Source organism: Candidatus Pelagibacter sp. (assembly GCF_052049675.1).
Taxonomy (GTDB): domain Bacteria; phylum Pseudomonadota; class Alphaproteobacteria; order Pelagibacterales; family Pelagibacteraceae; genus Pelagibacter.
The window spans coordinates 899,939-912,560 of record NZ_JBNGZM010000001.1; the positions used below are offsets into that span (position 1 = coordinate 899,939).

A 12,622-nucleotide genomic window follows, 5' to 3' on the forward strand; every position below is an offset into this window, starting at 1 on the left:
TTATTTTTTTTGTCTCAAGTTATCTGCTTCAAAAACACCTAGAACGTGAAAATCCTCACAATGTAGACCTAGCTCTTCAAGAGATTTCTGAACTTTTCGATCTTCGATGTGTCCATCCAAATCACATAAGAAAAAATAAGAATCGAAACTATTTTTTTCTGGATAACTTTGTAGTTTAGTTAAATTTACACCATTAATAGCAAAACCTCCTAGTGATTGGTAAAGAGCAGCAGGCTTACTTTTCAATTTAAATAAAAAAGAGGTTATATATGTTTTATCTTTAAATTCTGGTTGAGAAATATTTTTTCCCATAACCAAAAATCTTGTCAAATTTCCACTTTCATTTTCTATATTTTTTTTAATTACTTCCAAACCATAAATTTTAGCACTTAATGAAGATGCTATAGCTGATTGCTTAACATCTTTTGTTTTAGAAATCATTTCAGCAGATCCAGCAGTATCTGCTCTAATATGTTCTGCTAAATTATTTTCTTTTATAAATTTTGAACACTGGGACAATCCTTGTGCGTGTGAGTATACTTCTTTGATATCTTTTAATTTTGCCCCAGGCTGTCCTAATAAATTATGCTCAATTTTTTGAAAATGCTCTTTATAAATATTTAGCCTATGTTTAAAAATTAAATATTCAATTCCAATGTTGCCAGTAATTCTATTTGACTCTGGAATTATAATTCTGCTATTTGGTTCATTAGATGCTTTGTTAAAACAATCATCAAAAGTTTTACAAGGTAAGATTTCTGCTTTAGGATCAATAGAAAGCGCTGCTAAATGAGAATATGCACCAAAGGTTCCCTGAAAATAAATTTTACTCATCAATTCTTATATTCCATTATTTTTTTTAAGGCTAGATAATCTTCCTTTGTATCTACCCCTACTGGAGATGACTTTGCAAGTGAAACATTAATATCAATATTATTATCTAATGCTCTTAATTGTTCTAATCGATTTTCTATTTCATTTTTAGATTGACTTAGTTGAACAAATCTTTCGAGTGAATCTTTTGAATAGCAGTAAACTCCAATATGATGATATATATTATCTATCCTCTCAGACATTCTTAAAAAAGAAATACCCTTTGGAAAGTTGTTCTCTGCTAAAGCATTTTCGGTAATAACCTTTACAATATTTTCATTTTTCAAATTTTTATTTTCTTTTATTATCGATGCAAGAGTTCCTATTTTAGAGGAATTTTGTAACATTTTATCATTCAATCTTACTAAATCTTGTATGTCTATTGCTGGTTCATCGCCTTGTAAATTCATAATAAAATCAACATCCTTGATATTTGATTTTTTAAGTGCCTCGTGAATTCTATCTGTGCCTGTTTTGTGTTTATTGCTAGTCATAATAGCGTTGAAACCATTTCCTTTAACATCGTCAATAATTTCCTGGTCCTCTGTTGCTACAATCACATCTCCAATATTGGCCTCTTCTGCTTTTTTAGATACATGTGAAATAATTGATAAACCATTTATTTTTAACAAAGGTTTACCTGGAAGCCTTGTAGCGGACATCCTAGAAGGTATAATTACTAAAGTTTTCATTATATTTTCAAATTATTATACTCATTAAACAACTATAGAGGCAAATTTATACATTAAATTTTAGCTTTTTTTTGATTTATCATGTTATACGTTCTCTACAAAATTTAGAAAAAATGGATTCTTTCGAAATAAATAAAATAGTTGCTGCAGTTTTAATGGTCGCTTTGCTTATTATTGGTATTGGAAAATTATCTGATGTTATATTTCACGTAGAAAAACCTGAAACACCTGGTTATTCAGTTGAAGTAGAAGTTGCCACTACTGTATCCACAATCAGCCCAAGCACGACGTCAGACAAAATTGATATATCAGCATTGATGGCAATGGGAGATATTGCGCATGGTGAAAAAGTTTTTAAAAAATGTGCAGCTTGTCATTCAATTGTTAAAGGAGGAAAGAATGCTATAGGTCCTGCTCTGTATAATGTTGTAGGAAGAAAAGTTGGAGCTGTTGAAGAGTATAAATATTCCAAAGCGCTATCAGCATATGATAAGAACTGGACTTTTGAAGAACTGAACGGATTTTTAATTAAACCTGCTAAATGGATAAAGGGAACAAAAATGGCATATGCAGGACTTAGAAAAGAAAAAGATAGGGCCTCTGTAATAAAATATCTAAATGAGAATTCAGACAGCCCTTTGCCGCTACCTTAATTTTCCAAAACAATATAATAAAATACTTTTTTGCACATGAACTCTATTAAGTGCTTGCTGCCAAACGTGAGATTTTTTACCTAAAAAAACCTCATCGCTTACCTCATCGCCTCTCGGTAAACAATGTAAAAAAATGCAATTTTTTTTTGCATAACTCATCAATTTTTGATCAATTTTAAAATTTTTAAATGCTTGTATTTTTTTCTTCTTATTAACTTTGTCATTTAAAGAAATTACTTTATCAGAAAAAATTACATCTGCCCCAGATATTGCTTTTTTAGGATCGTTATAAATAAAAATTTTTTTATTATTTCTTTTGACCCAAGCTCTAACTGTTTTTCCTGGTTCAAATTTTTTTGGACAACCAATACTTAGTTTAAAAGAAAATTTTACTGATGCAGCTATTAAACTATCCAAAACATTGTTTGAGTCTCCTATCCAACAAATATTTAATTTTGAAATAGGTTTTTTCATTATTTCTTCAACTGTAAAAATATCAGATAAAACTTGTGTAGGATGTGACGACGGGCTTAAACCATTAATAATTGGTATTGATAAATGTTTTTTGAAGTCTTCTATCTTTTTATCACTATCAGTTCTCATCATAAATCCATCACCATAAGTAGAGAGGATTTTGGCAGTATCTGCAATACTTTCTCCTCCATGACCTAAATGAAGCTCGTTAGATCGAAGAGTTAAAGTGCCCCCTCCTAGCTGTTTTATTGCTAAATAAAAACTAATTCTTGTTCTCGAGCTAGCCTTCTCAAACATTTGTATTAAAATCTTTCCTTTAAGAGGTGCGCCTTTGTCAACCTCAAGAGTACTTATCTTTTTTCTTAAACTTTTTCTTTTTTTAGCATCAGTAATGATCTTTCTCAGATCATTTTTTGGTATATCTTTTAAATTTATGAAATGTTTCATATTATTTTAATTGTAAACAAACCTTTTCGATAATTTTAATGGCTAAATCTATTTCATTTTTTTTAACATTTAATGGAGGTAGAATTCGAACAACATTTTCTGCTGCTCGAATAGTCAATAACTTATTATCCATCAATTTTTTAATAAATACATTTTGATCTTTATATAACTGTATACCAATCAAAAAACCTCTTCCTCTTATTTGCTTAATTATATTTGGATATTTTTCCTGAACTTTATTTAATTTAAATAAAAAATATTTTGAAAGACTTTTTATATTATTTAAAAATTTCTTATTTGATATAATATCCATTACTTTATTTCCAACAGCCATTGCTAGAGGATTTCCTCCAAATGTTGATCCATGGGTACCTGGTGTCATCCCTGAAGCAACTTTTTTATTCATTAAAACTGCTCCGATAGGAAATCCTCCACCTATTCCTTTTGCGATTGGCACAATGTCAGGTTTTACTTTTGATTTTTCAAAAGCAAAGAAATCACCAGATCTTCCTATTCCACACTGAACTTCATCTAGTATTAATAATATTTTTTTCTTATTACATAATGCTCTTAACTCTCTTAAGCACCAATCAGGGATAACTTTAATGCCACCTTCACCCATTATAGTTTCAACCATAATAGCAGCTGTGTATTTATTAATTTTCTTTTTAAGAGAATTATGATCACCAAAGTTGAAGTGATCGAACCCTTTTACTTTTGGACCAAATCCCTCTGTCATTTTCTTTGACCCACTAGCAAAAATTGCCGCTAAAGTTCTTCCATGAAATGAATTTTTAATGCATAAAATTCTATTTTTATTTGGTTTGCCTATAGAGTAAAAATATCTTCTAGCAACTTTAATTGCTGCCTCCGTAGCTTCAGCCCCACTATTTTGAAACATTACATAATCAGCAAACGTTTTATTACATAACTTTTTAGCTAATTTTTCTCCCTCAGGAATTTGAAAAGCATTAGATACATGCCATAATTTTTTCGATTGATCTTTTATAGTTTTTACTAATTGAAGATGTGCATGGCCTAAAGAATTAACCGCTATTCCCTGCACAAAATCTAAATATTTTTTTTTATCTGTGGAATATAGATAACTACCTTTGCCGTATTTAAAGGAAATTTTTTTTCTATTATAATTTTTTGCCAAATAACTCATAAATTTAATTTGTTTTATAAAGTTTAATTATTAATACAAGTTGGGATTGAAAACATTTACATACTTACTAATTAAATTTAGTGTTGATAAGTCTCATTTTTTGATTGTTTAATTTTATTTTATAACAGTATATTGTTGTTTAATATAAACACAGTACAACATATTGATTATGAGCTGGACTGAAGAAAAAATTGCTAAATTAAAAGAACTTTGGGGTAAAGGCAATACCGCAAGCCAAATTGCTGAGATTATTGGTGGAATGAGTAGAAATGCCGTAATAGGAAAAGCCCACAGACTAAATTTGTCAGCAAAAATCAAAACAAGAACAGCTACCTCAAATCAGTTTTTTGAAAATTCTTTAGAAGAAAAAAGTAAAAAAATTAAAAGAGTACGCAAAAGTAAATTTAAGTCATTAATTATAGAAAAAGATTTTGAACCAGAAAATCCTAAACAGTTAGAAGATTTAGATGAAAGTGTATGCAAATGGCCAATTGGACATCCTGATGAAAAATCATTTTATTTTTGTGGAAGATCTTCCCTTAAAGATTTTTCATATTGTAAGTTACATTTGCTTTACGCGTATCAGCCCAAAGGTAAAAAAGAAGATGTTTCTGAAAAAGATGAAAATTTAGAATTTATTGGAAAAAAAATAAAATCGGCTTAGTTGCATTGATTAGATTTTGAAACTAAATTTTATTCCGTTTTATACTTTTCGGTAGAGAATTGTCCTCCGTCCCTCCACATATAACAATATTTTTTAACTTCATTTTCAAAATATCTTAAACTTGGAATTCCGATATCTGAATTTGTTTTATATTTTCCAGATGGAATATTATCGTATTTTAATAATTTCAATTGGTCTCTAGTCAATAAAGGTTTAGGCATTATTTCAAATAATCTAGCAGTTAGCTCAGCAACTGGTAGAGGAAGAGGTAATAAAATTCTTTTTTTATCAATTAGTTTCAATAATTTTTCTATTAATTCTTTAAATGTAAATATTTCAGGACCAGAGCATTCTATTATTTTTGAGTATAAATTTTTTGAAATGATATTATAAATTATATCCGTTAAGTCTGAACAGTGAATCGGGGCAAATTTAGTTTTGCCATTATAATAAAGAGGAAAAAAAGGCAGTCTATTCAAAAGTGTCATAAAATTAGTTGAAAAATTATCATCAGAGGAATAAACAACAGAGGGTCGAAGAATTGTAGCCAGAGGAAAATTTTTTAAAATATTATTTTCTCCTTCTAATTTACTTTTAGCATAATCTGAATCAATTGCTTCATTTATACCTAAAGCTGATAAATGAACAAAATGTTTAATTTTGTACTCTTTACACAATTTTGCCAACAAAGACGGAAAAATAGTATGAATATTTTTAAATGTGTTCCCCCCTTTTTTTTCAAATAAAATTCCAATTAAATTAATACAAACATCAGATGTCTTGAAAAGATCTCTAATTTTTTTTTCATCAAAAATATTTGCCTCAACTATATTAATATAACCAGCGTTTGCTTGTGTTTTTATAATATAACTTTTTTGATGAATATTCCTTGTTACAACAGTGACAATGTAATTATTCTTAGTAAGTTTTCTAATTAAGTTTCTGCCAATTTGACCACTTCCACCAAAAATTAGACAATTTTTTTGTTTCATATATATATTTAGTAATGAGTATTAATATTAAATTGTATAAAAATGATCTACCAGATGATTTAAAATTAGGCAATATAATAGCTATTGATGGAGAGTTTATGGGTTTAAATGTCAGAAGAGACCCTCTGTGTTTGATCCAATTATCCTCAGGAAATTCAGATGCACACATAGTTCAATTTGATAGAAAAAATTATGAGGCTCCAAATTTAGTTAAATTACTAAACAGCAATGATATAACTAAAATTTTTCATTATGGCAGAGCTGATTTAGCACATATCAAGTATTATCTAAAAATTGAAACAAACAATATATTAGACACTAAAATTGCATCAAAGCTAGCTAGATCATATTCAGATAATCACTCTCTTAAAACTCTAATAAAAGAATTTATAAATATAGATATAAGCAAACAATTTCAAAACTCAGATTTTGGGGGTGAACTTACACCAGCGCAACTAAAATATTGTGCAAATGATGTGATATATTTACATAAAATTCATGAAGAATTAAAAAAAATATTAGAAAGAGAAAGTAGAATTGAATTGTATAATAATTGCTTAAAATTTTTAAAGACAAGAGTAGAGCTTGATTTGGCTTTATTTAAAGATGATATCTGGTCTCACTGATGAACAAAAACAAATTTATAATAAATGCTAAAGATGTAATTAACCTTGAAATTTTAGCATTACAAAAATTAAAAAAAAGTTTAAATAAATCATTTAATGATGCAGTTAAGCAAATTGCTAAATGCCAATCAAAAGTAATTTTATGTGGTGTAGGAAAAAGTGGTCTGATTGCATCAAAAATTGCTTCTACTTTAGCATCAGTTGGAACCCCCTCATTTAATTTATCTGCAAGCGAAGCTTCTCATGGTGATCTAGGAATGATTTCGAAAAGAGACATCTTGATACTAATGAGTAATTCCGGAGAGACAAATGAGCTTAAAAACATTATTCAGTATGCAAATAGAAATAAAATATTATTAATTGGCATTGTATCAAAAAAAGAATCTGTTCTTTATAGAGCTTCAGATATAAAACTTTTAATACCTAAAGTTATTGAAGCAGGAGGAATAGTTCCAACTTCAAGCACTACAGTACAACTTGCCCTAGGTGATGCTCTAGCCATTTCAACAATGCAATACAAAAAATTTGGAAAGATGGATTTTAAAAAATTACATCCAGCTGGGAGTTTGGGGGCGCAATTAAAAACTGTTGAAGATATAATGTTAACGGGAAACAAAATACCTTTTATAAGCGAAAATATTAAAATGAATAAAGCACTTAATATTTTGAGTGAAAAAAAACTTGGAATTTTAATTGTAATTAACAAAAAAAAGAAAACTATTGGAATTATTACTGATGGTCAAATAAGACGTTTCAATTTAAAAAATTCTAATTTACATAGTAAAACTGCTGCAGAAATAATGACAAAAAATCCAATAAGTGTTGATAAAAATATATTAGCTGCAAAAGCTTTATCAATTATGAATAGTAAAAAAATTACGTCCTTATGTGTATATGAAAAAAAAAATAAATTTAAAACAATTGGAGTGGTTCATATACATAATCTTTTGCAATCAAATATTTCATAAATGTATAAAAAAATAATTAGTATAATTATTATAATTATATTGGTAGTTTTTTTATCAATAACTTTACAAAAGAAAACGAATTTTGATAAAAAAGTCGAGGTTGGGGAGCAGGTTTTAGAAACAAAGACTTATAGTTCGAATATTATTGAAAATGTTGAATATACTTCAAGAGATGCTAATGGAAATGAATATATTATTACTGCGCAAAAAGGTGAGGTAGATATAAGTAATAATAATATTATTTTTTTAGAAAAAGTTAATGGAATTATTAAATTAAACAATAAAAATCAAATAACCATTTCATCTGATTATGGAAAATATAATATTAATAATTTTGATACAATTTTTTCTAAAAATGTATTAATAAATTATTTAAATAATAAAATTACAGGTGAATATTTAGACTTTTCAATCAATAGAAGTACTATGATAATGTCAAAAAAAATAGTTTATTCAAACCTTAATGATACAATCGAAGCTGATGTAATAGAAATTAATATTAAAAATAAAGATACTAAAATATTTATGTATAATAAAAATAATAAGGTGTCTTTAAAAAAGATTAATTAAAATGGGTGTTGTAAAAAAATTTAGAATTAAATCATTTAAAAAACAAAGACCATTGATTGAGTTTGAAAATGTATCTTTATCATATGGAAATAGGTTAATTTTAGATAATATAAACTTTAAAGTAAACCAAACAGAAATTTTTGGGATGTTGGGTCCTAACGGGGTTGGCAAATCTACTATTTTTAATCTAATGACTGGACTTATTTCTCCAAAAAGTGGAAAAATAAAAATAAATGGTGAACTTGTTAATGACTACCCAATTTACTTAAGAACCAAAAGATTTAAAATTGGTTACGTTCCACAATATGGTGGATTCTTTGGTGATTTAACTTTATTTGAAAATTTAAAAGCTATCGGTGAAATTGTAATTGATGATAAAAATACAATTATTAACAGAATAAACTATATTATCTCAAAATTTGAATTTGAAAATATTAAAGATATCAAAGCTAAATTTCTTTCTGGCGGACAGAAAAAAAAACTTGTTATTGCACTTGCCTTATTAAGTGAGCCTAGAGTACTTTTACTAGATGAGTGTTTTGCTGCACTAGATATTTTAACAATAAAAATGATTCAAGAAATAATTGTAAATTTACAACAAGAAAACCAAATAACTGTTTGTATCTGTGACCACCAAGCAAGAGATCTATTGGCATGTGTTGATGTAGCAATTATATTAAGTAACTGTAAAATAGTCGCCCAAGGATCACCATCAGGTCTAATTAAAGATATTAATGCCCAAAATGCTTATTTTGGAAGTTCTTTTAAGATCAACTAATTTATAATGTCCAATAAAATCATTATAAAAACAAAAATTAAAAATTTTAATAAAAAGATATATGTTAGTGGAGATAAAAGTTTGAGCATTAGATGGGTCCTATTTGCTTCGTTAGCAAAAGGTATTTCCAAAGCAAAGAATTTATTAATTTCACAAGATGTTATCGCAGCAATAAACATTATTAAAAAATTAGGAATTAAAGTTCAGTTTAGTAAAAAAATTTGTAAAATTTATGGTAAAGGGATTGATGGATATAAATATAAAAAAAATTTAAACTTAAATGCACAAAATTCAGGGACTCTTGGAAGACTAATACTTGGATTATTAATTAATACCCCTTTTCCAATCAAACTATTAGGAGATCAAAGTTTGTCTAACAGAGATTTTAAGAGAGTTACAGATCCTTTAAGCGAATTTGGAGCTAAATTTAAACTACATAAAAATAAAAACTTACCACTAACAATCTATGGATCTAATAATTTAAAACCTATTATTTATAGAGAGAATAAAGGATCAGCTCAGTGTAAAAGTTCAGTAATTTTAGGCAGCATGAGAGCTAATGGAATTAGTACAATAATAGCAAAAAAATCAAGAAATCATACTGAACTACTTGCTAAATACCTAAAATTGCCGATTAAAATAAATACCTTTAAAAACTATGATTTAATTAAGGTTAATAGAGTAAAAAAAATTAAAAAAATAAATTATGAAATTCCTTCTGATATAAGCTCGAGTGCTTTTTTTATAGTTTTAACTGCACTAAATAAAAATTCTAAACTTACAATTAAAAATGTAAATATTAATTCATCTAGAACTGGCATAATAACCATTTTAAAAAAAATGGGAGTTAATATTATCTTTGAAAATAAAAAAATTTATAAAGGTGAAAAAATCGCTGACATTAAAGTTAATGGTGCAAAATCTTTGAAAGCTATTAATTGTCCTTCTAAACTTAACAGTGGTGCAATAGATGAATTTTTAGTTATATTTCTGGCTGCGGCAAAGGCAAAAGGTATATCTTATTTTAAAAATCTAGGTGAATTAAATCAAAAAGAAAGTCCTAGACTGAAATGGGGTAAATATATTCTAACACAATTAGGAATAAAAACAGCTGTGACCAAGGATTCTATCAAAATTTTTGGTAACCCAAAATTAAATATAAATAAAAAAATTATAATTAAAAATTATCTAAAAGATCATAGAGTATTTATGACAAGTGTCATAGCAGCACTATCTTTTGGTGGAGAGTGGAGTATATACGATAAAAGTTCTATAAATACATCTTTTCCTAATTTTTTAAAAATAATAAATGAATTAAAAAAATAATGATTAAAAGAAAAAATATAATAAAGATTGCAATCGATTCCCCTGCAGGTGCAGGTGCAGGTACATTAGGAAAAGCTTTGTCTAAACATTATAATCTTTTTTATCTTGATACAGGGAAAATATATAGATTTATTGCATATTTAAATTTGAGATATCCAAAAAAATTTAATTATCAATTTATAAAGTACAAAATTAAATCTTTAAAAGTAAAAGATCTTGCAAATAAAACTTTATTAACCAATGAGGTGGGTATAAAAGCTTCTGTAATTTCAAAGAAGAAAAAAATTCGAAAAATCGTACATTTATTTCAGATTAATTTTGCTTATAATCCGCCTAATAAATATAAAGGGTCTTGCCTTGATGGAAGAGACATAACTTACAATATAGTTCCTGATGCAGATTTTAAATTCTTTATAACAGCAAATTTGAAAACAAGAGCTTTAAGAAGATATAAAGAGTTAAAAACTATAAATAACAAGATAACTTATTATGAGGTGTTAAAAAGCATTAAAATACGTGATAAAAATGATTATAATCGTAAAATTGCACCTCTAAAGAAAACAAAAGATTCACTATTGATTAATACGACAAACCTTAATAAAAGGGCATGTTTTTTAAAAATAAAAAAAATAATAGATAGGAAACTTAATAATTAATGGAAATATATAAAGATCTCTCAAATCCAGCCTCTCAAGAATTCGAAAAATTACTTAATAGCCAACTGTCAAAAATTCAAATAGAAGAAGGTAAAATTATTAACGGTAAAATAAATAAAATTACTGAAAAGTTTGTATTTCTTTTTGTTGAAGGTCTTAAATCTGAACCAGTTTTAGATATAAATGAATTAAAAAGTATGGGCCTATCTGAGAAAATTAAAATTGGAGAAACTATTCCAGTTTTGTTAGAAAAGATTGAAGATAAACACGGAGAGGTACTAGTTTCCGCTAGTAAAGCTCAAAAAATTAAAGGTTGGGATAAGTTAGTTGAAGCTTATGAAAAAAATGAGCCTATCATGGGTAAAATTACTTCTAAATGCAAAGGTGGTTGTATAGTTGAACATATAGATACAGGTTCGTTAATGTTTCTACCTGGTTCACAAATAAGTGATAAGCCTCTTAAGGATATAAGCCATTTAATGAATGAGCCCCAAAAATTTGCTTTAATTAAACTAGATAAAGTCAGAGGAAATGCCTGTGTTTCTAGAAGAGAAATTATTTCTTCATTTAAAAAAGAGGATAAAGCAAAAATAATTGAAAAATATAAAGTTGGAGACATTATAAAAGGTGCAGAGGTTAAAGGTTATAGCAATTTTGGATGCTTTTTTAACGTAAATGGAGAATTAGATGTTTTAGTCCATTTACAAGAAATTTCATATTCAAGAGTTAATCATCCAGATGAGGTATTCAATATTGGAGAAAAACATGATTTAAAAGTTATAAGCGTGGATATGGAAAAGTTGCAAGTAGGTTGCTCTGTAAAACAGTTATCTCCTGATCCCTTTGAACATATAGAAAATTATGAATTAAATAAAATTTATAAAGTAAAAGTTGTAAAACTAATGGACTTTGGTGCATTTTGTGAATTAGAGCCTGGTTTAACTACTTTGCTGCATTCTAGTGAATTAAGTTGGACAAAAAAAAATTTGTCTGCAAAAAAAATGTTTAAAGTTGGAGACGAAATCGATTGCGTTATAACAGAAATTGACAAAGACAAGAGAAGAGTTGCGATATCACACAGACTAACAAAAGAGAATCCTTTTGACACTTTTGAAAAAAAATATCCTGTTGGAACAATAGTTGAAGGTGAAATTGTAAATAAAAATGAATACTCTTTATTTGTTAAAATTGAAAACTTGGATGTGGATGCTTTTTTACACTGTAACGATTTAACATATTTAAATAATGGCGAAGAAGAATTGAACAATTATAAAAAGGGTCAAAAAATTAAGGTAAAAGTTCTAGAAATTAAATCTTCAGAACAGAAAATAAGAGTTGGTTTAAGACAAACTCAAACTGATCCTTTTGATTGGTTCAAAGATAAAGTTAAAAATCAAACTATAACTGTTAAAGTTATATCAACGGATAACAAAGGTTTAATAGTTAGACCTGAGGGATGCGAAATGGATTTTCAAATCAAAAAATCGGCAATTGCAATTAATACTGCTGATGCTAGACCAAGCAGATGGACTGGAGGTGAAAAACTTGATTGCGCTATAGCTGAGCTAGATTTCAGTAAGAGAAAAGTTATACTTAGTATTAAATTATTAGAGGAAATAGAAAAGAAAGAAGCACTTGAGAAATATGGATCAGAGGGTTCTGGTAAAAATCTTCCATTCTCCTCTTTGTCTGAGGATTTAAAAAAAAAAGAAGAAGAAAAATAATTAATAAAAAA

14 protein-coding genes are annotated in these 12,622 nt (G+C 27.4%); 9 read left to right on the forward strand and 5 right to left on the reverse strand.

Going from position 1 to position 12,622, the window contains the following annotated elements:
• Positions 1 to 834 (reverse strand): prephenate dehydratase domain-containing protein, encoded by an 834-nt coding sequence (locus ACTT9L_RS04895; RefSeq protein ID WP_440928205.1) that lies wholly within the window; start codon positions 832 to 834, stop codon positions 1 to 3.
• Positions 834 to 1,565, reverse strand: a complete 732-nt coding sequence (gene kdsB / locus ACTT9L_RS04900) for a 3-deoxy-manno-octulosonate cytidylyltransferase (RefSeq protein ID WP_440928206.1) — start codon at positions 1,563 to 1,565, stop codon at positions 834 to 836. Before kdsB ends, ACTT9L_RS04895 begins: the two co-directional genes overlap by 1 nt.
• Before the next feature lie 113 nt (positions 1,566 to 1,678).
• Here kdsB and ACTT9L_RS04905 point away from each other — a divergent pair, with 113 nt between their 5' ends.
• Positions 1,679 to 2,218 carry a c-type cytochrome gene (locus tag ACTT9L_RS04905; protein ID WP_440928207.1) on the forward strand — a complete coding sequence of 180 codons (540 nt, stop codon included), beginning with the start codon at positions 1,679 to 1,681 and terminating at the stop codon, positions 2,216 to 2,218.
• Here the strand turns inward: ACTT9L_RS04905 and argF are convergent.
• The gene (gene argF, locus ACTT9L_RS04910; protein ID WP_440928208.1) at positions 2,210 to 3,139 is read right to left on the reverse strand and encodes an ornithine carbamoyltransferase; all 930 of its coding nucleotides are present in this window, start codon (positions 3,137 to 3,139) and stop codon (positions 2,210 to 2,212) included. The genes ACTT9L_RS04905 and argF overlap by 9 nt on opposite strands.
• 1 nt (position 3,140) lies before the next feature.
• The gene (locus tag ACTT9L_RS04915; protein WP_440928209.1) at positions 3,141 to 4,307 is read right to left on the reverse strand and encodes an aspartate aminotransferase family protein; all 1,167 of its coding nucleotides are present in this window, start codon (positions 4,305 to 4,307) and stop codon (positions 3,141 to 3,143) included.
• Between the two features lie 169 nt (positions 4,308 to 4,476).
• Between ACTT9L_RS04915 and ACTT9L_RS04920 the strand changes: the two genes are divergently transcribed.
• A complete protein-coding gene (locus ACTT9L_RS04920) occupies positions 4,477 to 4,971 on the forward strand; it encodes a GcrA family cell cycle regulator (RefSeq protein WP_440928210.1) in 495 nt (164 codons plus the stop codon).
• 29 nt (positions 4,972 to 5,000) lie between these two features.
• Here ACTT9L_RS04920 and ACTT9L_RS04925 read toward each other — a convergent pair whose 3' ends face one another.
• On the reverse strand, positions 5,001 to 5,963 hold the full coding sequence (locus ACTT9L_RS04925) for a complex I NDUFA9 subunit family protein (protein ID WP_440928211.1): 963 nt from the start codon (positions 5,961 to 5,963) through the stop codon (positions 5,001 to 5,003).
• Between the two features lie 14 nt (positions 5,964 to 5,977).
• Here ACTT9L_RS04925 and ACTT9L_RS04930 point away from each other — a divergent pair, with 14 nt between their 5' ends.
• From ACTT9L_RS04930 to ACTT9L_RS04960, 7 genes are read left to right on the forward strand one after another with little or no spacing between them, the layout of a single operon-like run.
• Positions 5,978 to 6,589: a ribonuclease D gene (locus ACTT9L_RS04930; protein WP_440928212.1), complete on the forward strand. Its 612-nt coding sequence runs from the start codon at positions 5,978 to 5,980 to the stop codon at positions 6,587 to 6,589.
• Entirely contained in the window at positions 6,589 to 7,557 is a 969-nt protein-coding gene (locus ACTT9L_RS04935) for a KpsF/GutQ family sugar-phosphate isomerase (RefSeq protein ID WP_440928213.1), read from the forward strand. The genes ACTT9L_RS04930 and ACTT9L_RS04935 overlap by 1 nt, the downstream gene beginning before the upstream one ends.
• Entirely contained in the window at positions 7,558 to 8,127 is a 570-nt protein-coding gene (lptC, locus tag ACTT9L_RS04940; protein ID WP_440928214.1) for an LPS export ABC transporter periplasmic protein LptC, read from the forward strand. It begins immediately after the preceding gene.
• Between the two features lies 1 nt (position 8,128).
• Complete coding sequence (locus ACTT9L_RS04945) at positions 8,129 to 8,905, forward strand: ATP-binding cassette domain-containing protein (protein WP_440928215.1); 777 nt, start codon at positions 8,129 to 8,131, stop codon at positions 8,903 to 8,905.
• A gap of 6 nt (positions 8,906 to 8,911) precedes the next feature.
• Entirely contained in the window at positions 8,912 to 10,231 is a 1,320-nt protein-coding gene (gene aroA / locus ACTT9L_RS04950) for a 3-phosphoshikimate 1-carboxyvinyltransferase (RefSeq protein WP_440928216.1), read from the forward strand.
• Positions 10,231 to 10,887 carry a (d)CMP kinase gene (locus ACTT9L_RS04955; protein WP_440928217.1) on the forward strand — a complete coding sequence of 219 codons (657 nt, stop codon included), beginning with the start codon at positions 10,231 to 10,233 and terminating at the stop codon, positions 10,885 to 10,887. The genes aroA and ACTT9L_RS04955 overlap by 1 nt, the downstream gene beginning before the upstream one ends.
• A complete protein-coding gene (locus ACTT9L_RS04960; RefSeq protein ID WP_440928218.1) occupies positions 10,887 to 12,611 on the forward strand; it encodes a S1 RNA-binding domain-containing protein in 1,725 nt (574 codons plus the stop codon). Before ACTT9L_RS04955 ends, ACTT9L_RS04960 begins: the two co-directional genes overlap by 1 nt.
• Positions 12,612 to 12,622: the final 11 nt, after the last annotated feature.